Below are 24,169 nucleotides of genomic sequence, written 5' to 3' on the forward strand. Positions count from 1 at the left end.
TGATTTTAAGGGTTAATAATTTTGCTGTTCAGGTATATTAAGGCATCTAACAGTTTGTCATACATTTCATCATGGAAATAAGTTCCAATTTTGTTAAAGTACTGAGTCTGTTTATTGTCAGGTTTTGGTACTAAAGTGTCATAGGCGTATTTGCCAAGAACATAAGCAGGGCTTAATTGAACGATTCTTTGGGGCCTGGCAAGTAAACTATCCTGTGCTGTAAGTTTAGTTTTTGTATCGATTGTCCAACGAGAAGGAAACGTACTTAATTTAGAAGATATCATAGTAGCAATCTGTCCATTTAAATTATTACCGGGACCATTTCCGGTAGGCAAATTTGGAAACAGCACCTTATTAGAGTAGGAACCCGGTGGTGCTAATTGGAGGTAGGGCCTGCCAAAGTTCATGGCCAGTGTAGCCGTGTTTTGTCCTTCGAAAACAAAAGGCAAATTCGCCATATAGTACGTATAATTGAATATCGGAGCCGGTACCGGGCCAATTTGAACAACCAATATCTGTTTGTCTTTTAAACCGTTTATTAAGTCACTCAACTCTTGTGAATTTGTACCACTGTAATACTGTACTCTTGTCGATAGCTGTGAAGATTCAAGATAGTTTGTACAAAAGGCTGCTGCATCATAAAAACCTCCTTTGCCGGTATATTTACCGGTATCAATCAGATTTTTTAAAATAACTAAATTAACATTGTTGTCCTGTCCGGGCTGACTGTAAGGTGAGAAGCTTACAATTACAGCTTTTCTGGAATCTCCTCCGCTTTGTTGATAAGATATACCACAACACATATTAAAAAGGGCAAGTATGGGGTCTATTGATCCTGTATTGATTCCGTAAAGCGGGGCTAATAAAAAATTCTTGTCCGCTCCGTATAAATCCAACAGGGTTGTCGTTAGATTTACAGTGGTAGTCCATGAAGGCAGTGCTGCCGGGAATTGCGCCCAGAAGGCATCATTTCTGATTGGATTCTCAATATAGAAGGCTTGTTTGTTAAAATCAGTAATTTCTGTATCTAAATTTATAGTCTCTCGAGTAGAGCTATTATAAATGGCATTTTGCCCCAACTTCCAATCATAAGGTTGCAACTCTATTATATATTTTGCATTTAGTCCGGATAATGCTACAACATCATTATCGTATCCCCCTGTTAAAGCCAAATCACATTCTGCCTGCGGCCTGGTAAAAGCAAGAAAAGTCACGAGTATATCTCCTGTATCAGTTGAATTACGAAAAGTAAGCGGTTGCGGGTTAGCCGGGTCAATTGGCAAAAGTACCTTAAGTTTGTTAAGCGCATCCTGATCTTGATAAACTATGATAAAATTAGCATTACAACCTAATCTTATCATGTTAAACAATATATTAATTGATGAGGATTGATGCCCGAAGTTTCTACTGGTAGCAATAAAAATTTTTACAGTTTTTAATGTTTTCAGATAGACCTGCACCGCCTCTTTCGCTATAGGAAAACGTTGTTCATTTTCTTCTCCGACGGATTTTATCAGTTGATTAAGATTTAGTATCATATTAATTTAACTTTTTACGTATGATCCGTACCAGCCCAAACTCTCAGGTTTTGCATTGGCGGCCGGGTTGCCAAATAGCATAAAACAAATGTTCCCTCCGGGAGGAAAAGATAAACTGAACAGTTCCAGTGCGATATTGTTTATTTTCATCAGATAAGCAACTTCTTCGGTGCCTGTTGCTTTTTGCAACAGGATGGAACCGATATTTAATTTTAATACGCCTTGTAAGCTAAAAGAAGGTGCCTGCGGATTCACACCCGGTAATTTTACTCCAGCCCATGCACCATTGGCACCCACGCACCAGGCCATCATGAAAGTAGAAGTAAACCCTGCTGAACTGGCTAAAGACCCCAGTGTTCCCATATTGAGATTGAATACCAAAGCATACCATTGACCGCTTACACTTTGCTGTTGTTGTAAAGAAGGGATGGCTACATTCAGATATCCTTGAGAAGTTGGACTGTTGGTCGCATCCCCATTGGTAATACCGGATAATTGCAGTGGGAAATGAGAATACAAACTGTCTTTTCTCGGCGTACTTTGCCCCACATCAAATGACATCTGACTAATATCAAATACAAATGTTTTGGTAGTAGGCGTTTCTAACTGAAAAGTAAGATCTACGTACATGTTGGAGTAGGATAGGCCTCTGAAGTTATTTGTAGTAGCTTCAGGTTCTGTTCCAAATGAAAACAGATCAAATCCTTCGAGGTCGTTATAATTGATAAAACCCCAGAAAGAAAACTTAGAATTGACCGTATTACTGGTCAGGTCATTTTGAGACACTACCGTAACAAATGCCGTTTTTATAATTTCTACATCGGTAATGATGTTGGTATTTACAGGATTTAGTACATTATCGGATGTATTGGTAAATGCGTAAGAAGGTACACCATTGCTGTTCTCATACGTACCGGTGAGTATAATGAGATTGGCGCGATTGGACAGGTCTATTTTTTCTCCGAAAAGTTTATTGACGGTCAATGCCAGATAACTGTTATAATTGTATATTTTGCTGTTTGTAAATACGATTTTTAACTGTAGTACGACAAAATCATAGTCTACCGAACCATTAATCGGTGCCGAGTTTTTGTACTCAATCGGATCTGAACCCATACCTTCAAAAGTAGGATCTTCGTAATCTATAAGTGCAAACATAGAACTGGTCGGTTTCATAGCTACCGTACCTTTATCATTGTTGACAATACTGATATCAATTCCAAAATGATGCGCATAAAAATTATCCAAATCAATACCTGCCAACAATCCCTGTAATTCTTTAGGAAAATCCTGCACGCTGATATCAACACCAAGCGCGATTACACCTTGCCAATTAGGGTTTGTGGCAATATTGTAAAAATTGAGATAGTCATTATCGTGTTGAATGGTGTATTTGTCTATACCGCTTTGTATGTATTGCTGTAACCACATACTGAGGTTCGGAAGCCCATTGCTGCTGGTATCGTTAAAGGTATCCGGGGAATTCCAACCCTGAATATTCTGGACTTTGTCGGTTAGTTTTCCGGTGCAGAATTTAAATATAAGGACATTTTTATACTTGCCGTTGGTTGGTTCTTTTGGCACATTCAATATAAAAGGCCATTCGGTAATTTCCATTTCATTACTGAAATTATCCAAAACATACGACCCGTCATTCAGTTTTTCATTATAAGATATAACAAGAAACAACTGATTGGACTGTAAGGCCGTTTGCAATACGGAACTTGGCGGAGTAAATTGTAAATTGAATACTTTAGATAAGGTACCGTCTGCTGTCAAAAATTGATTGCTGGCCAATTGCAGGGTATTCCATTTTCCATCTGCCGGGTTTACGTTTACATAAAATCCTTGCGGGCTAGTGGAGGAAATTCCGTCTGCAGTCGCCCTGGCAGTAAGTAATTTGGGAGTCGCAGCAGAAATACTTTGGGTACTCATTACATTGGCAATAATAGCTTTTCTTGTAGGGTTAAGAATTTGTTTTTCAAACAATGAAAAATCAACTTTCCCGGACGGAGTTGCAGTTGCCAGACCATAAGGGACCAAAGGAAAGAATACGGTCTCTTTTGCAGCCGACAATACACCGGATCCTGTTGTAAGGTGACTGAACAAAGGAGATTCTGAATCCTTGTCCGGAGCGAATAGAGGAGATCCCTGTGGTTGTGCATGATAAACAACAGGAGTTTGATCGGTATTGGCCAGTACAACACCATTCCATGCTGTGATGTAACTGTTTGCCAACCATTCCTGAGTAGTATTACTGCCCACCACATTTTGAGTAGTCTGAATTGGAAACTGAGGTGCAAAGGCATTTTGATTGGTTTCGTAGTAAAGCCAGTCTCCGGTACCGGTGATGACATTATTGATATCAATAAACTGAGGTGTAAAACTGATGGTTTCTGTTGAACCCAGTCCACACATTAATTGTACCTGATTATTGAGGTCAAGATTTTTTTGATAAGATATGTCAAGCGTAAGTGATAATGCTCCTTGCGGGACCATATACCAAATCGCATTTAGATCGTCTGGAGTTTGTTCACTAAAAACTAACATCGAGCTGTTTTCTGTCGGATAGTTTAGTGAGGTATCTTGGTTCGTGAAATTAAAATAAGGAACCAAAATTAACGGGTAACCAAAGTTGGTCAGATAATAGGAATTAAGTGTCGAAATCCTGTTTAGCTGAGTAAAGGTATTATAGGTTAGTCCTAGAAAGGCAAAATAGGTATTAACGCCTGCTTTGTTTAATAAATCACAAGGATAAATACTGGCCTGCATGATAACCAGGTCGTTTAAATTTCCCGGTTCTATAAGAGAATAACTAACTCTTGTCAAAACGCCATTATCGGCATTGTTGTTAAAACTGTATTGATTGCTTACATTAAATCCGATAAAATCAGATGCGGCATCAAAGCCAAATGTAAACCTGAAGCGCCCCTGTCCAATTCCTGTTAGTGGTATTTCGATGCCACTCATAATTTGACTTGAAGAGCTTATATTATTAGGTCTGAAAGAATAGTTATTAGATTGTTGCTGACCTGTTATGGTCATGCTATTGTTAGTGGTATCCAAAGTCAGGATAACACTGTTGTTGCTTATAAAAAGTGTAGCATAATTATTGCCGAAACTGTAATTGAACCCGCTTAGAACAGAGTAAACACCATTGGCTCCTCCCGTTAAAATTAATTGGGTAGTATTGTCTGGAGTCAATGCCGTATTAGGGTTCGCAAACCAAACTACCGATGCCGACTGATAGGTTTGCAACGGTCCAAGAAAGGTATACACATTGTTTACAAATGTTGTAATGTCAATAGTGGGCGCATTTAATGAGAATAAAATGTAACCATTATAACCGGACAGTTCATCCAGCCCAATCGTACCGCTCTCAGGCCCTGTAACACCATTTGCCAAGAGATAGGCACACCAGTTAGTGTCTTTTGTTGCCAGATACAACGAAGTGTTGCCTGACGAAGTATTTGTGAATTGTAAGGTTGCCATAAACTCTGCTTGGTAAGGTTAGTAAAAATTTAAATTCCAATAAAAAAAAACAAATTCCTAATGTCACCCCGAGCGCAGTCGAGGGGCAAATTCCAAATATCACCCTGAGCATAGACGAAGGTCAAATCCCACATGTCACCCTGAGCGAAGCCGAAGGGCAAAATCTACTCATAAACATACCAGCCTACTAAATCACCTTTATAAGGAAAGCTGGTGTTGTTTGCTTTTACGGTGTAAGTCATATCTGCTCTCAGGGTCGAAATGGACGGTGAAAAGTTCAGATAAATACTTAGGGTTCCGTTAGCGGTACTTTCACCTGATTTGAGATCAAATTGATAAATCGGATCTGTAGCAGTTAAAGAATGTACCCCTACCAAAACAGTAGCTAAATATAAAGTACAGACTACAACTGTGCCTGTTGAATCAATTGCAAATTGTATTGCCAAATCTCCAAAATAACGTTCTCCGGTGGTTCCGGCCTTAACAATAGGCGCGAGTATTTCCTGATAAGGCATCGGGATAGTATCCTGAGCGAATGTCGCTAAAGGAAATGCCATAAAACCGGAAATCAATACCACTTTAAACAGCGTATTGATGCGATAAATTAGATTTTTAAATGCTGTCTCTGATTTCATAACTATAATTTGCCCCAATAAACAATTCGGGTCTTTTAATTAAGACCAAGCAGCAATTACTTTAGCAAAAGGAACTTCACTTTTTCCGTCTCGATCGGTTAGAGTCCCGTTACAACTAACTTGGCCGGTATCTAATCCGTATTGAGCTCTGAAAGAGATAAGTTCTATATTTAATTTTTGCGAACCTACCTGAAATGCTACGTTTGTAGCTTTTGATTGTACAGGAGAAAGCGTAACTGAACCTAAAATTCCGGTTGGTTGTAAAGAGGAACCAGGAACTGAGTTTGTACCTCCAAATGAGGAGGTAAAGGTAGTAACGGATACTTCCATTTGGTCTACTATAGAAACGACAGTAGTCGCTTTGACGCTGTTATTTAGCATCATTTCTTGTGTATAAGGATAGGTTGCCATAATTTGAGGAGTGATTTGAGGAAGTTTCCTGGGCTAATGTCGAGATAGGAAGTATTGGGGCATACTTATAAATTGTACTTTCAATAGGTCATTTATATTTTTGATTTGTATATGCTTATCTAGGACTTTCTAAATGTATTTTATCCCAGGAAATTACCCTGATATTTTGATTAAGACCAAGTAGCAATTTGTTTAGAAAAAGCTGTCTCGTTCTTACCGTCCTGATCAGTTGCCCGGCCACTACAAGTAACCTGACCGCTATCAAGTCCGAATTGAGCTCTGAAGCTTATAAGGTCAATTTGCAGTTTTTGCGCCCCAGCTTTAAATTCAACATTTTGAGCTGATGGCTGCACAGGAGAAAGGGTGATTGAGCCTAAATTTCCTGCAGATGAAGTAAAAGTAGTAACAGATACCTGCATTCCTGATACGATCGAAACTACAGTGGTTGCTTTGATGCTGTTTACTAACAGCGCCTCTTGAGAATAAGGATAAGTTGCCATAATTTGTTTGCTTGTTTGTTTTTCCTACTCATAAAGCTTTTCGGAATCCGCCTCGTTTTTTTAAGTGGGTTCTGACTCCACTGTTTTAGTTGTCATACAATATTATGAAAATTCGGAAATTTGATATCGAGTATAAATACTTGTTTTTGAGTAAATTGCATAGAATTACACAGTAATATCTTATTTGTTTCAAAAAGTTATTGCTTTTGATATTTAGCCGTTTTTTGATTTCAACGGGGCAAATACAAGTAGAAATACGGATATCCGTATAAACTAATTGCCCTAATTTTACTTTTCCGAAAACAGAATTAAGTTTCCTTTAAAACCTACGCTACATGACAGATTTTAACAAAAATTGGATGAGATATATTCCGGATGATAAAAAACTTACTGATCTTACTGTTCCCGGAACTCATGACAGCGGAACTTACCCTGCATTTAACACGAGTTTTTTAACCAAATGTCAGTCCATGACCATTACGGAGCAATTAAATGCCGGAATTCGTTTTTTGGATATTCGGTTAAAATCAAAAAAACTAGGCAAAAAAGATGGAAGTTTGTGGGTGTGGCACGGTATAGCCGATATGAATTTGAGTTTTACCGATACCGTAATGAAAGATTGTCGCGATTTTTTGAGAAGCAATTCCGGTGAAACAATTTTCATGTCTGTCAATCTTGAAGAAAAAACGCCTTCTGACAATACAATTAAGCAGTTTTATGAGGATTTAACAGAACATAACCTCCCTAAATATCCCAATTTATTTTATACCGGCACTACGATTCCACAGCTATCAGAAGTTCGGGGCAAAATTGTTTTAATCCGTCGATTTGCACTTGGAAAAAATGCAGCAATTGGCCTGAATGTTTGTGATAACTGGCCCAAAGATGGTGTGAAACGATTTAGAAACAACAATATTGAATATTACGTACAAGATCGATTTGATAATTGGAAAGGAAATATTCAAAGCAAGTTCAATACTTTTGTTAAGCAGACTATGGAACTGGCAGCAGCCGGATCGAATACCATTTACATTAATTTTTCAAGTGGTACCAGTGGAAATATATTTTACCCCGAATACGGACCAAAAGGAATAGCAAATATTGTAAATCCGCTTATTACGAGATATTTGTGGGACAAACCAAAATCAAGATTTGGAATCATCCCAATGGATTTTCCGAATAATATACCTCAAAATGGTTTAATTAACAGACTTATTTCCTGTAATCCTTTTGATTTTATTTCGAGAGATTATCCCAGACACGGAAATGTAATTGAACTTCGGCCAAGATTAAGCCTCAATAAATGCGTTGACGTAAAAGGAAACGTAAGAGCAAATGGTACCCCAATCATAGTTCAGGACTCTAACGATCAGCCCAATCAACATTGGAGGCTGATCGATACCGGTGAAGGGGACGGATTCTTTTATTTGAAAGCAGAGAATACTGCAAATTCTGTTTTGGATGTCAGTAATATCAGTCGCGAATCAGGTGCTGCGATTATACTGCAGGAGAAAAACGGAGGAGACAATCAGAGATGGAAATTCCTTAAATCGGAGGGTAATCCTTATTATATCATAATTCCGAAACATGCACAACTTAATAGAGCATTGGCTCTGTATCCTGATGATGTAGTTAACGGATCAGCAGTTATTCTTCTTGGCCAGTCCAACACACAATGGCTGCAAGAGTGGGGGGTAATTCGGGTGAGCTAACTTTTTAAAACATAAGATTCTATTGCAGAATTTAGGCTAAAACCATTGTTTAGAATTGATTTTTTCCTCCAACTAAAGTTGGGGGAAATTAAAAATTATTTTCATCTTTTATTTGAATAATGGTTTTCTTCTAATAACCTATGATTCTCTCAAAATAACGGCAAAGTATGATTCTTCTTTGAGTTTCTTTTTATTTGATCTGTCTGATAATTTAAAAAAAGTAATAGAATCAATATGCCTAAAAGATTGCATTGTTTTAACTTATATCTTTTTCTCTCAACAACACACTATCAATTGCCTCCAACTTTAGTTGGAGAAACTAATTTATGCATTGTAAATTGGCTTTAGTCAAACTGTCGAATAATCATCATCAAGCTCATTCATTCTCAATTATTCCTTTCAATAAATAAAGTAGAAATAATTGAAATTTATGACTATCATTATTGGATTAAAGCAGAGAAAGAATGTACATTAGCGGTAAAGAATCAGATTTTTATTCCAATGAAGAGGAGTAGAAGTTAGCACTAATATGTTTTTGAATACTCCTATTAATAATTCAATAAAAAATGAAACAATTAAAAATTTACACTTTTCTGGCTGTAGTTTTAATATCATGCAAGCAAGAACCTGTAAACAAAACGATATTGTCAAATAAAGCTCCTGAAAAAGTTGCTGAAGCAAAAAAGGAAATTGCAACTCCGGAAGAAGATGAAGAAGAACCGGAAGGTATTCTTTTTAGGTGTAAAGCAAATGATAGTGGTAAATCGATATACGACGATCCTTTAAACAAAATATGTGAATGTGATGAAAGTACATTTGCTCTTGCTTATGACATTTTTTACAAAGAAGCACCTTCTTATTTAAGAAGAGACTTAGTTAAAAAAATGCCTGAGGAAGATTTCGAATGGAAAACTGAAGCCGCAGTTGTTACTTACAAGTGGATTTTGAATGACACCTTAAAAATAGATATGAGTTATCAGGGAGGAGACAATCATTACATTTTTTATAAAAACAGTAACGACAAGATTGAGTATAAAGAATATTTGGGACTACCATAATGACACAGACTTAGGATAAATCACAAAGCAAAAAAATAAAATAGTTAATGAAAGTATTTATAATTGATGCCTTTACTGACAAGGCATTTAAAGGAAATCCGGCAGGAGTTTGTCTGGTAGAAAGCGAAATTAACAGAGAAACGATGCAAGCGATTGCCGGTGAACTCAATTTATCAGAAACTGCTTTTTTAAGACAATCCGAAAGTGGTGATACCGATTATTCGATACAATATTTTACCCCTACGGTTGAAATCGATTTTTGTGGACACGCTACATTGGCAGCCGCAAAGCTTGTTTTGCACCATTTAAACAAGCCATTTGTAAATTTTACGACATTTCACAATCTAAAAGTACATGCCGCTAGCGAGGGAGATAGTATTAAAATGAAATTTCCTTTATACAATGCGATAGAATATGTACCAAACAAAGAACTTTACGAGGCATTTGGTATTGATAACCCGATTGTAACAAAATTTGCAAAGGAATTGGATATGCTACTCATTGAAATTTCAGACAAAACAACCTTATTGAATATTAAACCTGATTTTGTAAAAGCAATTCCATCTTCTGACGTCATTAAAGAAGTTGTTGTAACGGCAAAATCAGAAGATACGGACTATGATTTTTATTCCAGATGTTTTTGCCCCTGGATTGGGATCAATGAAGATCCTGTAACAGGCGCGTCACACTCCGTTTTGGCAAAATATTGGGGACAAATTTTAGGAAAAACCGAAATGCGGGCCTATCAAACTTCAGAAAGAGGAGGGTTTATGCAACTAAAAATTATCAGCGACACAGAACTTGAAGTGGTAAGTAATGCTAAAATTATAATTGAAGGAAGAATACATGTAGATTAAAGAAAAGCTTTAGATCTGATCTTATTTAATTCAAGTTGTGAGATGTGAGATGCTTGATATGATAAATTTTATTTATAGAAGACATAAACTTCTGAATAGAATATAAAGCATTTACCTTTCAGACTATCATTTCACATTTTACAGTATACATCTCACAATTCACAACTTGAATCACTTAGTTAAATACAATATTTTCAACTGTTGCACACATAATTAGAGATGCTTTTTCTATTTTGATACGTTTATTTTTGTTTTAGGCAAGTGAATTATGTTGTTGTTTCCTTAAGCACCATATAAAATGTCTACTACTTTTTTTAGTTTTCGTGAGTAGCCAATATAAGTCAGGTCTTCTTCTCCAAGCGAAATAGAAAACAAAGGTCTTTTCTCTTTTTGACATTCCATAAAAACAGCATAGTTTTCATATTCTTCCTTTGACTGAGTGAAATAACCATCTTCTTTCATTAATTCCTCATTAGATGTATCTGTAAAATTTTCTAATGCCAGTATCGCTTTCGCTTTAGATAAAATGTATTCACCCATTTCGGCATCGTTTTTAATGGTCTTTAATTCATAACCATTGGCTAAATATCTTGTTGTAAATATATTTTCATAAAGCAATTCGCCGGCATTGTTAAAAATTCTAATTGCGGTTTTGGTATGATTTATATTTCCTTTGGGAACCGTAATGCTAAATATATCATCAGTTTCTAAACTCGAAAATTTCGCTGCTAAAGAATCCTTGAATACTTCTTTAATAATAGTAGCATTAAAATTCGAGTAAACGACTGAATCTGATTCTTGCTCAGCAGCTAATGTATCTGCTTTTTGTTCTTGTGTGTTTTTTAAAGTATCACTTACAATTGTTGCCGTTTTATTGTCTTGTTTGTCGGTTCGTTTACAAGCACTGAAAGAAAAAATAAATAGAAAGCAAATTACAATATTCTTAAGCATAGAGGAAGAATTGGGTTTGGGATTACTTACAGTTAATTCTCAAATGTATCGTTTTATTCGATAAAAAGTAAATATAAATATGGATTTACCTGTTTTTAATAATGGTATTAATTTCGATAGAAAGATTTATATTTTTTAAGAATTTCCGTTATTTGCGAAATATTTGATCAGTGAAGCCTAGCTTGTGAAATTGAACAATCAAGTTAAAAAATGGAAGCAGAAAAATTGGAAAATGATAAGGCAAGCTGGACTATTTGTATAGAATGTCAGGGGCGCGGAAAGAAAAGTCAAAGATTGACCAAAAAAGTACGACTCCGTTACCAGTCAGAGTTGGATTTATTTGAAAAGACAAATAGAGAAGGAGCAGCTCCGATTCGTCCTAAAGCTCATTTAAGCACTTGCTTGAACTGTAACGGTTCCGGTTTGATCTCTTCTACTGAATTCCCTGTAGCTGATTACGAAAACTATCCAAATGTTGCTATTATTGGTGGGGGTATCGGTGGTGTAGCTCTGGCAGTAGCTTGTTTGCATCGTGGAATTCCTTTTACTCTTTATGAACGCGACAACAGCTTTGAGGAACGCTCTCAGGGTTACGGACTTACCCTACAACAGGCTAGTAAAGCGATAGAAGGGCTAGGCATTTTTTCTTTGGAAGAAGGAGTAGTCTCAACCCGACATCTGGTTCATACCACCGATGGAAAAGTGATAGGAGAATGGGGCATCAGAAAGTGGCTTCAAACAGCAGAAAACGAATTTACAAAGCGCACCAATATACATATCGCAAGACAATCTTTGCGAAGGGCATTATTGCAGCAACTCGGTGGAAATGATCGCGTACAATGGGGGCATCAACTGGTTGATTTTAAAGAACAAGAAGGCGAGATTAATCTAAACTTTCAAGTTGATAGCAGAATCAAAAGTGTCAAAGCAGATCTTGTAGTGGGGGCAGATGGTATCAGAAGTTCGGTACGAAGGTTACTAATGGGGAACGATAACAACCCTTTGCGTTATCTGGGCTGTATTGTGATACTGGGCATTTGCTCACTGGAAACTCTCAAAGATCTTAATAGTCCTTTGTTAGATTCAGCGACAGTGTTTCAAACCGCCAATGGCAATGAGCGAATTTATATGATGCCGTATACATCAGACTCGATAATGTGGCAACTTAGTTTTCCAATGACCGAGGAAGAAGCTAAAGCCTTAAGTGCTCAAGGTCCTCAAGCTTTAAAAGAAGAAGCATGTCGCAGAACGCAGTGGCACAATCCAATACCTCAAATTTTATTAGCCACAAAAGAAACCCTGATTTCAGGTTATCCTGTATATGACCGTGAATTACTCGGCTCTGAATTGTTAGCAAAAAGCGGACAAGTAACGTTAATCGGAGATGCAGCTCACCCAATGAGTCCATTTAAAGGGCAAGGAGCAAACCAGGCATTGCTGGACGCACTTAGTCTGGCTCGTGGAATTTCAAGAGGCTGTCGACCTTTATCACAGTGGAGAACTCTTGGAATACGCGAAAGTGTATTAACAGATTTTGAAACGGAAATGTTAGAACGCAGCGCTACCAAAGTCAAAGATTCAGCTGATGCTGCACAGTTCTTACACTCCGAAATCGTACTTCATGAAGGCGATGAGCCAAGAGGAAGATGTTTGAATAGAAAGAATACGTGACAAGCGTTTCTATATATTTTATTTTTTTGTCTGTCTGATAATTTCTTGCAAAGACAACCAGCGTTCTTCTTTTATAATAAGGATCGGGCTCTCTTGGGTGTGTTTACCCGTAAAAAACAATACCGGGATTTGTTTCTGTAATTCAGGATCGGTTTCTTCGTTACCGTCTCGTGTTATTTGATGATTTAGCGAACAAAACAGTTCAATGACCGATCCATTTTTTCGCACTTTTATATTATCTATATCCCACGGGTACCCCCAATATCTTTTATGATTTTCAATTATTATGGGATTTACATAAAGTAAGGTAGAGTCTTTTCCTGTCAATAAATTTTGATCGAGAATAGTATAGTCAGCACCATCTTCGGCACCCAATGCCTGAAACATTTCAGGTTCAGGGTCGCTGTCTAAATTAAGGAACCAACGATAGTAAAAATTGTCCGGGTAATACTTTGTTTTTTTAAGTATTTTATACTCTGATGAGACCCAATACTCGTCTTCAATTCCTTCCGTATCGGTTAAGGTTCTGCATATAAAGTCTGTAATCTGATCACCTGTAAAATCAACTAGTTCTACATTTTCAATTTTTTTACCAATGCATTTACTGAGTTCGGTTGTTACGGCTCCTTTTTTAGCTTTTACAGAAAAAATGCCGGGAAATTTATCTGAAGAAGTGGTTGTGTCAGATTTTAAAATTTTGACTTCTTGCTTTGCTATATTTGGGTTTTCAGATTTTACTTTTTGTTTTAAAGAATCTTTACACGAAATCAAAAGCGTCATTAAAACCAAAAAAAGCATAAAATTCTGTTTCATAAAAAGGTGTATTTATAGCAATCAAATATACTTTAAAAAAGTACACACTCTCAGTCCGAATCAGATTAATGAAGAATAGTCACTATTTTTTCGTAATCACCGTGATGGCTAACGGAAACATCTTGTAAGGAATCAAACTTCTTTCTTTTTAAATAGGGGATGCCAAACTCATCTTTGACTATATCCTTATTTTTAATTTCGATTATACGCGCCAAATTGCGTACAGAAGTAGCCGCAATTGTATGAATGTTATGCTCCAGTATAGTAGTTTTTGTTGGGAAAACAGCATTCATACACAAAACCTGACCCAAAAAGCAATTGCCGTTTTGGCTTATTATTTTGCATAGTAATTTCAGGGGGATATATTCCCTTATTTTGGTTTGCCGGTTGTAGATTTTATACGCAGCTTCTTTCATACTCCAAAGTAACCATACCATGATTTCTGGATCAGCGCTATTTGTTATAAGCAACTGTTCATCAGGAGTAAAAATTTTCTCGATAAAACCTTTCCGCAGCCAATTGCTTTCGATCCGTGATTGTGGTAGGTTTACCACATCATTACCTATCATCTTCAGCTAGTTTAGTTGCTATAATCTCCACTGTTGCTTTAACATTAATCATACGCTCCATATCGGTATTGTCGATGATTAAATTAAAGCTTTCTTCGATATCCAGTATAATATCTACCAAATTAGCTGAATTAATATTGAGATCGTTGATAAAATCGGTGTTCTCATTAAGTGTCTCGTAGGCATCCGCATTGGTAGTATACGGCTTTACAATCATTTTTAGTTGGGCAATAATTTCTTCTTTGCTCATGTTTAGTTTTTAAATTTTTTAAATAATACACAGGTGTTTACATCTCCAAAGCCAAAGCTGGCTTTTGCAATTATGTCAATATCCTTATAAATCGTTTTTAAAGGAATTTTGGTCTGATCAATTAGTGCCGTAATTTCGGGGTGGAGGTCATCGCAATTGTTATTGCCAAATATAAAACCTTCATAAAGTTGCAGTATGGTTGCTACGCTTTCAACACTACCGGCTGCAGCAAGGCAATGTCCTGTCAGGCTTTTCAAAGAATTTATATAAGGAAAATCAGTACCGTTTAAGTCTAATGCTTTAGTCCAGTTCTCAATTTCGAGACTGTCTTTTGTTGTGGCGGTAAGATGTCCGTTTATAGCATCAATCTCCTTAGATTTAATTCCTGCATTTTTTAGCGCAGCGGTAATACAATGTTGCACTGCGGTGCTGTTTGGCGCTGTCATACTACCGTTACCACATTGTCCACCCGAATTTACACTACCGCCCAGTATTTCGGCATAAATTGTAGCACCACGCTCCAGAGCACTGTCTAAATCTTCTACTACCAATGCACCGGCACCGCTGGCAGGTACAAATCCTGCCGCCGTACTACTCATAGGACGCGATCCCTCTTTTGGATTATCATTGTATTTGGAACTGCAAACCCGCAATGCATCAAAACCACCCCAGATATAGGGGCCACTGTCACTGGTACTGCCTACCAACATTCTTTTAGCATGTCCGGCTTTTATACGATCATACGCCATCAATATCGCTTCTGTACCGGTGGCACAGGCTGATGAATTGGTAGTAACCTGATTTCCTAATCCAAGTTTACCTCCTAGGTAGGCGCTAATACCGCTGTTCATGGTTTGAGCAATTACTGTGCTTCCAAGTTTTCGGACTTGCAGCTCGTCTATTTTATAAATGCTTTCGCGAAATTTATCGATACCCGAGGTACCGGCACCAAAAATGGTTCCGCTGTCCCAATCGGGTTCTTCTTTAGTTTCTATTGGTAGTCCGCTATCTTTCCATGCTTCCATGCCGGCTATAACTCCATATAAAATACCTGTACTGCTAAAACCTCTTAGTTCAAGTTCGGTAAAATACAAGGATTTGAGCTCTTCGGTCAGTGGTGGCGTGCCGGCGATCTGACAAGAAAACTGCAATTCCTGTAGCTGTGGATCATGCTGTATGCCTGAAATACCATTTTTTACGGCATAGGTAAAAGCGGGAATACCTATCCCGTTTGGAGCAACAACCCCAAGACCCGTTATTACGATTCGTTTACTCATAATTTAGTAGTTATCATGCCTGCAATTGTGCCTTTACAAACTTCTTGTCCCGCTTCGTTTTTCATCCATACATCGCATCTAAGTTTTCCGAATCTGAAAAATATTTTTTTTGAGATTACCGTAACTTTTTCGTTGGGATACACCGCTTTCAAAAAATGTATATCAGCTGATGTAAAAGCGATTAAGGTGTTTTTATTATTCGTTTTATTTAAGTCAATTTCTTGTAAATAGATCCCAAGACAAACCATGCCAATCTGTGCCATTGTCTCCGTTAAGATCACGCCGGGAGTCACAGGATTATTAGTAAAATGCCCCTTATAAAAATCAAGATCGTCTTTAAACGTATAAGTGCCGGTAACCCCATTTTCATCAGCAGAAAGTAATTCATCTACAAATAGAAAAGGTGAGGAGTACGGCAGTTGTGCTTTTATATAGTCTAAGTCCATGATTTATTTATAATTAATTACCATTGCAATAAAACCCTTTGTGCCGAGAATCCGGGACCAAAGCTCAACATCAATCCTTTTTCTCCGGGCCGCGGATTATCATTCATAATGCATTCCAAAACATAAAGTACAGTAGCGCTTGACATATTACCGTATTCTTTAAGAACCTCTTTAGTAGCTGCTACATTTTTTCCTAATCCAGCAAAAAGGGCTTCGACTGTTTGAATTATTTTTTTGCCCCCGGGATGAAATATCATGTGATCGATAGCTGCAATCTCTAAATTATTTTTTTGAAGAAACGGATGAATAATAGCTCCAAAATGTTCTGCAATTGTATCTGGTACTTCAATATCCAATATCATTTGCAGCCCCGTGTTGGTAAGTTTAAAACCCATCAAGTGTTCTGCTTCGTAAAAATGATACATTTGTTCATCGATTATTTCAGGGCCTGAATCTTCTTCATAAGAGGATAATAAACAACAGGCTGCACCATCACCAAAAATAGCCGCACTGACTATATTTGGCATTGAAAAATCAGTATGCTGAAACGTCGCAGTAGGGGATTCCACTGCAATTACAGCAGCTCGTTTCCCCGGATTGGCCTGAAGAAAATTTTTGGCGTATATAATACCGGACACTCCCGCGACGCAACCCATTTCGGTTACAGGAAGGCGTATGATATCTTGTCGTAACTTCATTTTATTAATAAGATACGCATCCAGTGAAGGAATCATAATTCCCGTACAACTTACCGTAATAATATAATCTAAGGATTGCGGTTCCCATCCGGCCTTAGCAAGCGCTTTTTCAAGTACTTGCTCACCTAAAATAACAACTTCGCGACTGTAAATAGCATTCTTCTCTTCAAAAGAAGTCGCCGTAAAAACTTCGAACGGATCCATTATAGAGTAACGTCTGTCTACCGCGGCACTCTCAAATATTTTTTTTACTTTCTTTGCAAAACGCTCTTCCTGCCCCTCCAGCCAATTGTCAAGAAAGGGGAGTATATCGGCAGTAGCGCGAGAATATTGTGGTAGTTGTTTAACAACCGTACTTATTTTTACACTCATAGTTTAGCAATTATCCATTGGTAGCGAAAAGCCCATTTCCAGTTGATGTTGTAATTTCGTAAGTTCAATTTTTTTGAAAAACTTTCGAGTTCCTCTTTTTTAAAACCCTTCAGGATAGACGTTAACCCATCTTCTCGTGACATCGTGCCCAGGCGAAAAACACTTGAGATAATTTCAAATAGGCGATAAGCCAGTTTGCTACGATGCAAATCATTCACAACAACACCAATTTCAGCATTATCATTAAAAGTTTTGATGAGATATAAAATCTCTTCGTTTGTAAAATGATGCAGCGTAAGCGTGCATAAAACAATATCATATTTTAGCTCATTAAATTCTTCGTTGAGAATATTAACACACTCATATTCAATATTGGGATATGTACGAGATAATATTTTGGCATAGTCTATTGTAAATGTATTGGCATCTATTCCGGTTAACTTAAAATCGATATTATTTTTTAGACCGTAATCAGCAAGTACACGTAACATATCACCATTACCGCAACCTATATCTGCTATGGTTATCGTTTTATTGGCATCCGCCTTTTTTAATAACAATTTTACGCTATTAAGCGTTAGTTTATTGCCACCTAAAAAGTGATTAATTCTTGCAATTGTATCCAGTGCATTGTAAATTTCTTCGCCCTGAAGCGAAAAATCATCCATTATCTCAGTTTCCTGCGTTCTGTATTTTATGTTTAAACCCATTTAATCAATTGCTATAGTTTTACCATGTGTTTGTTTTATTACGAACTGAAGTAAACCCGGAAAAGCAGTCGCAACAGTAAATAAAATTGTGCTCATTCTTTTATTTTGCAATAAGCAGGCTAAGATTCTGCCTGCGGACATTCTTTTGTCAAAATGCTTTTTCCACTGTTTGATATATGTTTTTTCCAGAATTTCGCGTGATGGCATTGCCCCTGAGTGATAATCTAAAACCAATTCTGCAGCTATTTTAGCACTATGCACCGCTATCGCCATACCATTACCACAAAGCGGATGAATTAAACCAGCTGTATCACCAATCATGAGCATGTGGTCTTCTACAAGTTGTTTTTTATCAAATGAGATCTGGCTTATAGTGATTGGTTTTTCAAAAAGTAAAATGCTATTTTCGAAAATTGATTTTAGGCTTTTATTCTTACAGAGAACATTTTGCTGATAATCACTTATGTTTTTATATTTTTTAAATGTAGCGTAATCTGCAAGATAACAAATATTTATAATATTATTCTCTACTTTAGAAACACCGCAATACCCACCTTCAAAATTATGCAATGCTACAAAGTGATCAGGAAAATTACCTGAATAATGCGCTTTAACGGCTAACCAAGGCGATTTTTTAGTTATGAAACTCCTTGACAAAACCTGATCGATATTCGAACGTTTACCAAAAGCCCCCAATACTATTTTTGAAATAAGGGTCAGATTTAGCGTTTTAACCGTAAAAAGATCATTACAATAGCTGACTTCATTAACTGTATCTTTAAAAACAGTACAGCCATTGGCTACTGCTTTCTGATACAAAAAATAATCCAGTGTGTACCTGCTGATACCAAAACCACCCAAAGGGAGCTTAACTGTTACTGCCGCACCATTACCGGTAGTAAATTCAAATGTAGTAATAGAGGCGTGGTCCAGTTGTAAAACATCAGCATCCAGAGATTTTAGATAAGGAATAATTTCATTGGAAATATATTCGCCACAGACTTTATGATGCGGATAATCCGATTTCTCAATTAGAGCTACCTTTAACCCTTTCCTCGATAGGTGCAACGCACTTGTCAAACCTGCAAGACCGCCACCAATTATTACAACATCTTGATTAACATTCATATACAGCAATTTAGTTATAAAATATGGAATGACAATAGTTTCTGACAAAATAAAAAAACCTTCGCGAATTCGTATCGCGAAGGCTTATCTTATAAAATATTGTACTATTTAATTCAAGTTGTTAGTTGTAAAATGTATACTGTAAAATGTGAAATGTATATTGTAAAATGTATATTGTAAAATGTATATTGTAAAATGTAAAATGTGAAATGTAAAATGTGAAATGTAAAATGTAATATGCTAATCTGAAAGGGCTAATATTTTAATTAACGGATTTTCTTGGCTTTAAGCGAAGCGTTAGAGTTTAAATGTATTGTTACTGGATTTCAGTAATCTGACATAACTATATGTCTGTACAATGTTAGATAGTAATCAATTAAACAAAACTTTTCGCATTTCACATTATACATTTCACATATCACATTTCACATTACTATTCAACTAACAACTTGAGTTACTTAATTAATGGCCTTTACTATTTTCGAAGCCTAAAATTGTAATTGCATAAGGTGTAGCTGAAACTTTTATTTTCTTTTCTACCGCCATTGTAACTAAATTTAATTGTACAAGTTCTCCCGTAGTCGGGGAGGTGATGTAAGCAAAATTCTCAGTTAATTGCATTTGAGGTTTCAAAGGAGCATCACTGGCGGTTTGTCCAATTACTTTTCCTTCTTTTTCAACTTGCAAACTCGTTAGGTTGAATAGTTTAAACTCACCTGTATTCAATAATATTCCCAATTTAGTGGCATTATAACTTACTTTGCATTGCAAAATATTGGTACTTTGCAAAATTGGTTTAATTGTTCCGTTTACGGCATCAATAGAATAGGCTCCTTTAGCAGCGGTATATCCAATGAATTTTCCTTTGGCTTTTGTTTCTAAGATAGCCCCGAACCAGGCTGTTCCAAAATCTTCCGGAAGAGCAATTAGTTTTTGTTTTCCCGAACTTTCTACCACAAGTACACCACTTACGGAACCAAAAACAGCGTAAGTTCCATCAGTTGCATTTCCATGTATTCCTTTTGTTGCAACAGTAGCGTCAAAAACAGTTTTACCGGTAGCATCAATAATTTTTACTTTTTCAGGCAGTGTTCCTGTAACCGAATTGTCTTTTAGGGTAATGGCATAAGTTCCATTAGAAAAACTCGCCATAGCACCGTGGTGTGCCACTAAGCCTGCATTTATTGCCTTAAATTTAGCACCGGCAGTATTAATTTCAGATTCTTTACCAACCGATAAAGTACCATCGCCATCATTGAAAATTAATAATTCTCCAATTTTACTTTTAAAATGGGTTGGTGTAAGTGATTGCCCAACTAATGCTCCAAATTTCGGAATTCCGTCTACATCAACATGATCGCCGTGGCTTTCAAATCCGCTGTCAAAAGTTTCCACGGTGTTATTTGCTCTATGAACTATTCCCGCATAACGACCGGATTCGGTAGTATAAAGAGCTGATTTTGCAAATTTAGCATCAAAAGAACTTGTTGTAGCATCAAGCGGATTCACGAGTGTAATGGCGGTCGTTTTTTCATCAGAAAGCAATATCCTCAGGTATTTGTACTCCGCGAGAGTTTCTTTAGGTGTTTCAGGCGTAGTGTCGTCATCATTACTACAAGAGAATGTAAGCAGGGATAATGCAAATAGGAAAATCAGTTTAAAATTGTTGTTTTTCATTTTAATAGGTATTTAGATTATAATTAATTGATTTTAGAATGTAATTGTTATGGGCATCGATTTGTAGACACTCATATTATGAGAGGTATTTTTATAAAGGACTACCCAATTGTACAGGCCGGATTGCCAAGATTTGTCTGCGGTTGTCGAATCTCCGTTAGCATCTTTGTCGGCACCAATGGTAATACTTTCTCCACCCCAAGCGTCATTTATCTTTTGGAGTGTTGAGATTTTTGATGCCGGTGCAAGACCTTTGTGTTCTACTTTTGTAATGACTATAACCTTTTTCAGATCCAGATTGTCTATGCTTTCCGGATGGTAATTCAGGCTCTTTTTTATTAGAACCGAGTATAAAATTCCATCGCCCGTAATCTGACTTACCTGCGCATGTGCCGTAAGTTTATCATTCTTTTTGAAGATCAACTCCGGCTCAACCCAGGTTCCCATATAATAAATCAGGTCTTCATTTCGGGAAAGCATGTCACGGCCAATTAAAGGATCAGCAGGCATATTGGCCGGATCCGTAATGGTAAGTTCTTCCTTGAGTTCCAGTTTAGTTCCATTTTCATCGAGAACAATAAAATAGAAATCATATTTACCTTCCGGAGCTTCAGCGGGTATGGTAAAGTGTTTGTGTACATTGGTGTTTTTTACGCCTTTGTATTCGCTCCAGTACAGTTCTAACTTCCAATCCTTAGTATAGGTTTCTCCCTTTTTTGGAAGTATTTTTAGTTGCACATCGCTAATTTTACTACCGGCAACGACATCACCATTAAAATGGAAATCACGACCAATTAAGGCTCGTTTGTTATTAGCCGTTCCAATTTCTATATTCTTGGCAGTTGGTTTTGAAACTTCGGCAGTTTGATTGGTTTCATCGTTGTCACAAGCCGTAAATGCAGCGAGGAAAAGGAAGAGTAGGAGTACTAATTTTTGCTTTTTCATAAAGGATAAAATTTATTTGATTTATAGTTGTTTGTGTATTAAAAAAGGAATTTTTACTGACAGAATAATATTTCTGCTGGCTTCCGGCAGCTCAATTAACCTGTAAAAGCTCGTGTGATTGAGGTATTTTGCATTAAACAGATTTTGAACCTGTAGGCTAATCAACATATTCTGTTGTCCTGTTTTTACCTTTGTACCAATACCAAGGTTAAAAACATTACTGCTTGGTGTTTTTCTTTCCGGCGGAACAATTTGATTCTGCTCTGCGGTATATCGATAATCAAAGGAGAAATAGGTGTTTTTTAGACTTTTAATTTCAGGACTGTACGTGATATTGAACAAAACCGAAGGAGGAGGAGAGAACGGCAAGGTATACCCCTTTTTACTACCGGATAATTGTTCTGAATAAAGATATTCAGCCAGAATCTCTCCGCTCAAATTCTTTAGGAATTGATAACGCGCTTGTAATTCGGTCCCGTAACGCATGACTTTGCTTTGTTCGTACTCAAAAACCTGATTTCCGGCGCCGTAGTAAATATCGTGCTGTGAAGTTGGATTGAGATAAATGTAATTGGTGAAATAATTAAAAAACGGACTCAACTGTACCGACCATTTATTTCCCTGCCATTCCATTCCAAGATCGACTTGATAGGAGCGTTCTGCAGACAAATTCGGATTGCCTTTTTCAAATCTGAAATAGTGATAGTTAACACCATTAGAAGCCAGTTCTTTAGCAATAGGCATTCTAAAACTAGTCCCAAGATTTGCTTTAAGCGAAAACAGACCAGGGGTGTAATTGATTCCCGCCGACCAGTTAAAACTGTTGAATGTTCTGTTTAGCTCTTCCGAACGCTTTAAAAAGGCCGAAGTGGTTTGTCCATTTTGAGTAATTTCACTTTTAAACCAATCCGAATATTGCTCCATTTCGATTTTGCCGTAATCCATTCGAACTGCGCCATGCAAGAGCCATAAGTCGTTGATTTTAAGTTTGTCGTAAACAAACAGCCCTGCATTCAATTGTCGAAATGCCGGTATCAAAAAACTCCAGCCGTTAATGGCGTTTTGCTGTTGTTCACCATTTAGTCCTATAGTCAGTTGATGCAGGCCTAACGAAAATTCATCCCTAACGGCCACAGAGAAAACTTCTTTATCGTATTGTCTTTCCAAATCGTGTGGCCCCGGTCTGTTCTCCGGATATAACGGTGGCATATAACCATGATTGACATAATGGCTCCATTCCCGACGGAAATTTTTCTGAAAACCCAATTGTGTTTCCAATTGATGGTTTCCTACTGAAAAAGAGGTTGTATTACTAATTTTGGTATGTGTCACTTCCTGAAAAGGCATCAATATATCTCTGCTTGATTTATCATGAAGCTCTGTATCTACTTTTCTGGGTTCGAGTCCGTGTGCATTAGCAAAAAAGCCACTTTTGGTGTGAATAGAACTGAGATAAAAAACCGATTTAAAGCGATCGGTGAGATATCCTACACTAGCATGCAAATCCAGCTCGCGTCCTGCCGTATTGCGCAAATGATTTTTACTTAACGGAACAGCATAATTGTAAACCTGTACGGTATCTGCCGGTACACGGTAATCTCCGTAATCCATAAAAGTTATTCGGGAATCAAAAAAATATTTTTCTTTTCGCCCAAATAAATTGAAAGAACCTCCAAATTGTGCATTATTGCTTTTACCCGTAAGATCCACACTTCCGCCCAAGACATGTTGAGAAGGAAAGGGAACCGGTTTTATATTTATTGCGCCACCAATAGCATCCGATCCATACATAATAGAAGAGGGGCCTTTGATAATCTCAACCCGATTTACGGCATATTGATCAATCTCCAAGCCATGATCGGCTCCCCATTGCTGCCCTTCGTGTTTGATGCCATTTTCTACGACTATTACCTGATTAAAACTTAAGCCGCGAATTAAAGGTTTCGAACTCCCGGAACCAATAGAAATGGCTTTTATGCCAGGTAATCTTTGCAAAGATTGTATAAGACTTCCGCCGAGATTTCGTTGAATATAACTGCTGCTTACGATTTCAACATTCAGCGGTTCTTCTTTCTTTCGCTGTTTCTCATAGGTATTAGAAACGGTTACTTCCTTTAATTCTTTTACTTCCGGAACTAAGATAACATCAGGTATAATGTTTAAATCTTTATCCAAAGAAAGTTCCTTTTCATACCGTTTATGAGCCGCATAACTAATACTTATTTTTGTTGATTTTTTATGGATTTGAGTAAAAAAATAATACCCTTTTTTGTCTGTCATAGCTGTAACGCCGGACGGAAGAATGGTAACAATAGCACCTTCCAACGGCTTATGACCACTAGAAAATACATTGCCTGATACGCGAACAGTTTGCGCGGTAACTTTTGTAGCAATAACAATACAAAACAACCACAGACAAAAAGTTGGTAATCGATTTAATTTTTTCTGGTTCATCAAAG

21 protein-coding genes are annotated in these 24,169 nt (G+C 37.1%); 4 read left to right on the forward strand and 17 right to left on the reverse strand.

All coding sequences use genetic code 11. The annotated features are described in order from the left end of the window. Positions 1 to 5: 5 nt before the first annotated feature. From G3A47_RS13545 to G3A47_RS13565, 5 genes are all read right to left on the reverse strand, one after another. Entirely contained in the window at positions 6 to 1,538 is a 1,533-nt protein-coding gene (locus G3A47_RS13545) for a hypothetical protein (protein ID WP_166923160.1), read from the reverse strand. Between the two features lie 6 nt (positions 1,539 to 1,544). Continuing rightward, positions 1,545 to 5,030, reverse strand: a complete 3,486-nt coding sequence (locus G3A47_RS13550; protein ID WP_166923161.1) for a hypothetical protein — start codon at positions 5,028 to 5,030, stop codon at positions 1,545 to 1,547. 164 nt (positions 5,031 to 5,194) lie between these two features. Continuing rightward, positions 5,195 to 5,665: a hypothetical protein gene (locus G3A47_RS13555; protein ID WP_166923162.1), complete on the reverse strand. Its 471-nt coding sequence runs from the start codon at positions 5,663 to 5,665 to the stop codon at positions 5,195 to 5,197. A 39-nt stretch (positions 5,666 to 5,704) separates the two neighbouring features. Continuing rightward, positions 5,705 to 6,076 (reverse strand): hypothetical protein, encoded by a 372-nt coding sequence (locus G3A47_RS13560; protein ID WP_166923163.1) that lies wholly within the window; start codon positions 6,074 to 6,076, stop codon positions 5,705 to 5,707. Between the two features lie 170 nt (positions 6,077 to 6,246). Next, positions 6,247 to 6,576, reverse strand: coding sequence for a hypothetical protein (locus G3A47_RS13565; RefSeq protein WP_166923165.1), 330 nt, complete (start codon positions 6,574 to 6,576; stop codon positions 6,247 to 6,249). Positions 6,577 to 6,911: 335 nt separating this feature from the next. On the opposite strand from G3A47_RS13565, the gene G3A47_RS13570 reads away from it, so the two are divergent. From G3A47_RS13570 to G3A47_RS13580, 3 genes are all read left to right on the forward strand, one after another. After that, positions 6,912 to 8,288, forward strand: coding sequence for a phosphatidylinositol-specific phospholipase C domain-containing protein (locus tag G3A47_RS13570; protein WP_166923167.1), 1,377 nt, complete (start codon positions 6,912 to 6,914; stop codon positions 8,286 to 8,288). Between the two features lie 566 nt (positions 8,289 to 8,854). After that, complete coding sequence (locus tag G3A47_RS13575; protein ID WP_166923169.1) at positions 8,855 to 9,346, forward strand: hypothetical protein; 492 nt, start codon at positions 8,855 to 8,857, stop codon at positions 9,344 to 9,346. A gap of 47 nt (positions 9,347 to 9,393) precedes the next feature. Continuing rightward, positions 9,394 to 10,203 (forward strand): PhzF family phenazine biosynthesis protein, encoded by an 810-nt coding sequence (locus G3A47_RS13580; protein WP_166923170.1) that lies wholly within the window; start codon positions 9,394 to 9,396, stop codon positions 10,201 to 10,203. A 282-nt stretch (positions 10,204 to 10,485) separates the two neighbouring features. Here the strand turns inward: G3A47_RS13580 and G3A47_RS13585 are convergent, their stop codons facing one another. Continuing rightward, positions 10,486 to 11,154, reverse strand: a complete 669-nt coding sequence (locus G3A47_RS13585; protein WP_166923172.1) for a hypothetical protein — start codon at positions 11,152 to 11,154, stop codon at positions 10,486 to 10,488. A 210-nt stretch (positions 11,155 to 11,364) separates the two neighbouring features. Between G3A47_RS13585 and G3A47_RS13590 the strand changes: the two genes are divergently transcribed. Beyond that, on the forward strand, positions 11,365 to 12,825 hold the full coding sequence (locus G3A47_RS13590; RefSeq protein WP_166923173.1) for an FAD-dependent oxidoreductase: 1,461 nt from the start codon (positions 11,365 to 11,367) through the stop codon (positions 12,823 to 12,825). An 18-nt stretch (positions 12,826 to 12,843) separates the two neighbouring features. On the opposite strand, the gene G3A47_RS13595 is transcribed toward G3A47_RS13590, so the two are convergent. The 11 genes from G3A47_RS13595 to G3A47_RS13645 all read right to left on the reverse strand — a co-directional run bounded on the left by G3A47_RS13595 (position 12,844) and on the right by G3A47_RS13645 (position 24,164). Then, positions 12,844 to 13,638 (reverse strand): hypothetical protein, encoded by a 795-nt coding sequence (locus G3A47_RS13595; protein WP_166923175.1) that lies wholly within the window; start codon positions 13,636 to 13,638, stop codon positions 12,844 to 12,846. A gap of 65 nt (positions 13,639 to 13,703) precedes the next feature. Then, a complete protein-coding gene (locus tag G3A47_RS13600; protein WP_166923177.1) occupies positions 13,704 to 14,207 on the reverse strand; it encodes a 4'-phosphopantetheinyl transferase family protein in 504 nt (167 codons plus the stop codon). Continuing rightward, positions 14,197 to 14,457, reverse strand: coding sequence for an acyl carrier protein (locus G3A47_RS13605; protein WP_166923179.1), 261 nt, complete (start codon positions 14,455 to 14,457; stop codon positions 14,197 to 14,199). The genes G3A47_RS13600 and G3A47_RS13605 overlap by 11 nt, the downstream gene beginning before the upstream one ends. 2 nt (positions 14,458 to 14,459) lie before the next feature. Continuing rightward, on the reverse strand, positions 14,460 to 15,734 hold the full coding sequence (locus G3A47_RS13610) for a beta-ketoacyl-[acyl-carrier-protein] synthase family protein (protein WP_166923181.1): 1,275 nt from the start codon (positions 15,732 to 15,734) through the stop codon (positions 14,460 to 14,462). After that, on the reverse strand, positions 15,731 to 16,180 hold the full coding sequence (locus tag G3A47_RS13615; RefSeq protein ID WP_166923183.1) for a 3-hydroxyacyl-ACP dehydratase FabZ family protein: 450 nt from the start codon (positions 16,178 to 16,180) through the stop codon (positions 15,731 to 15,733). Before G3A47_RS13615 ends, G3A47_RS13610 begins: the two co-directional genes overlap by 4 nt. Positions 16,181 to 16,197: 17 nt before the next feature. Next, positions 16,198 to 17,250, reverse strand: a complete 1,053-nt coding sequence (locus tag G3A47_RS13620; protein ID WP_166923185.1) for a type III polyketide synthase — start codon at positions 17,248 to 17,250, stop codon at positions 16,198 to 16,200. Next, positions 17,247 to 17,960 carry a methyltransferase domain-containing protein gene (locus tag G3A47_RS13625; RefSeq protein ID WP_166923187.1) on the reverse strand — a complete coding sequence of 238 codons (714 nt, stop codon included), beginning with the start codon at positions 17,958 to 17,960 and terminating at the stop codon, positions 17,247 to 17,249. The genes G3A47_RS13620 and G3A47_RS13625 overlap by 4 nt, the downstream gene beginning before the upstream one ends. Then, complete coding sequence (locus G3A47_RS13630) at positions 17,961 to 19,088, reverse strand: NAD(P)/FAD-dependent oxidoreductase (RefSeq protein WP_166923189.1); 1,128 nt, start codon at positions 19,086 to 19,088, stop codon at positions 17,961 to 17,963. A gap of 462 nt (positions 19,089 to 19,550) precedes the next feature. After that, positions 19,551 to 20,765 (reverse strand): outer membrane protein assembly factor BamD, encoded by a 1,215-nt coding sequence (locus G3A47_RS13635; RefSeq protein WP_166923191.1) that lies wholly within the window; start codon positions 20,763 to 20,765, stop codon positions 19,551 to 19,553. 33 nt (positions 20,766 to 20,798) lie between these two features. After that, positions 20,799 to 21,710 (reverse strand): DUF4625 domain-containing protein, encoded by a 912-nt coding sequence (locus G3A47_RS13640; RefSeq protein ID WP_166923193.1) that lies wholly within the window; start codon positions 21,708 to 21,710, stop codon positions 20,799 to 20,801. 21 nt (positions 21,711 to 21,731) lie between these two features. Further along, positions 21,732 to 24,164, reverse strand: coding sequence for a TonB-dependent receptor (locus tag G3A47_RS13645; RefSeq protein ID WP_166923195.1), 2,433 nt, complete (start codon positions 24,162 to 24,164; stop codon positions 21,732 to 21,734). Positions 24,165 to 24,169: the final 5 nt, after the last annotated feature.

This window comes from Flavobacterium poyangense (assembly GCF_011751075.1).
Classification (GTDB): domain Bacteria; phylum Bacteroidota; class Bacteroidia; order Flavobacteriales; family Flavobacteriaceae; genus Flavobacterium; species Flavobacterium poyangense.

Bases quoted from the DNA above. Each gene is read 5' to 3' on its own strand.
- G3A47_RS13545 (WP_166923160.1), bottom strand. From the start codon at position 1,538: ATGATACTAAATCTTAATCAACTGATAAAATCCGTCGGAGAAGAAAAT.
- G3A47_RS13550 (WP_166923161.1), bottom strand. From the start codon at position 5,030: ATGGCAACCTTACAATTCACAAATACTTCGTCAGGCAACACTTCGTTG.
- G3A47_RS13555 (WP_166923162.1), bottom strand. From the start codon at position 5,665: ATGAAATCAGAGACAGCATTTAAAAATCTAATTTATCGCATCAATACG.
- G3A47_RS13560 (WP_166923163.1), bottom strand. From the start codon at position 6,076: ATGGCAACCTATCCTTATACACAAGAAATGATGCTAAATAACAGCGTC.
- G3A47_RS13565 (WP_166923165.1), bottom strand. From the start codon at position 6,576: ATGGCAACTTATCCTTATTCTCAAGAGGCGCTGTTAGTAAACAGCATC.
- G3A47_RS13570 (WP_166923167.1), top strand. From the start codon at position 6,912: ATGACAGATTTTAACAAAAATTGGATGAGATATATTCCGGATGATAAA.
- G3A47_RS13575 (WP_166923169.1), top strand. From the start codon at position 8,855: ATGAAACAATTAAAAATTTACACTTTTCTGGCTGTAGTTTTAATATCA.
- G3A47_RS13580 (WP_166923170.1), top strand. From the start codon at position 9,394: ATGAAAGTATTTATAATTGATGCCTTTACTGACAAGGCATTTAAAGGA.
- G3A47_RS13585 (WP_166923172.1), bottom strand. From the start codon at position 11,154: ATGCTTAAGAATATTGTAATTTGCTTTCTATTTATTTTTTCTTTCAGT.
- G3A47_RS13590 (WP_166923173.1), top strand. From the start codon at position 11,365: ATGGAAGCAGAAAAATTGGAAAATGATAAGGCAAGCTGGACTATTTGT.
- G3A47_RS13595 (WP_166923175.1), bottom strand. From the start codon at position 13,638: ATGAAACAGAATTTTATGCTTTTTTTGGTTTTAATGACGCTTTTGATT.
- G3A47_RS13600 (WP_166923177.1), bottom strand. From the start codon at position 14,207: ATGATAGGTAATGATGTGGTAAACCTACCACAATCACGGATCGAAAGC.
- G3A47_RS13605 (WP_166923179.1), bottom strand. From the start codon at position 14,457: ATGAGCAAAGAAGAAATTATTGCCCAACTAAAAATGATTGTAAAGCCG.
- G3A47_RS13610 (WP_166923181.1), bottom strand. From the start codon at position 15,734: ATGAGTAAACGAATCGTAATAACGGGTCTTGGGGTTGTTGCTCCAAAC.
- G3A47_RS13615 (WP_166923183.1), bottom strand. From the start codon at position 16,180: ATGGACTTAGACTATATAAAAGCACAACTGCCGTACTCCTCACCTTTT.
- G3A47_RS13620 (WP_166923185.1), bottom strand. From the start codon at position 17,250: ATGAGTGTAAAAATAAGTACGGTTGTTAAACAACTACCACAATATTCT.
- G3A47_RS13625 (WP_166923187.1), bottom strand. From the start codon at position 17,960: ATGGGTTTAAACATAAAATACAGAACGCAGGAAACTGAGATAATGGAT.
- G3A47_RS13630 (WP_166923189.1), bottom strand. From the start codon at position 19,088: ATGAATGTTAATCAAGATGTTGTAATAATTGGTGGCGGTCTTGCAGGT.
- G3A47_RS13635 (WP_166923191.1), bottom strand. From the start codon at position 20,765: ATGAAAAACAACAATTTTAAACTGATTTTCCTATTTGCATTATCCCTG.
- G3A47_RS13640 (WP_166923193.1), bottom strand. From the start codon at position 21,710: ATGAAAAAGCAAAAATTAGTACTCCTACTCTTCCTTTTCCTCGCTGCA.
- G3A47_RS13645 (WP_166923195.1), bottom strand. From the start codon at position 24,164: ATGAACCAGAAAAAATTAAATCGATTACCAACTTTTTGTCTGTGGTTG.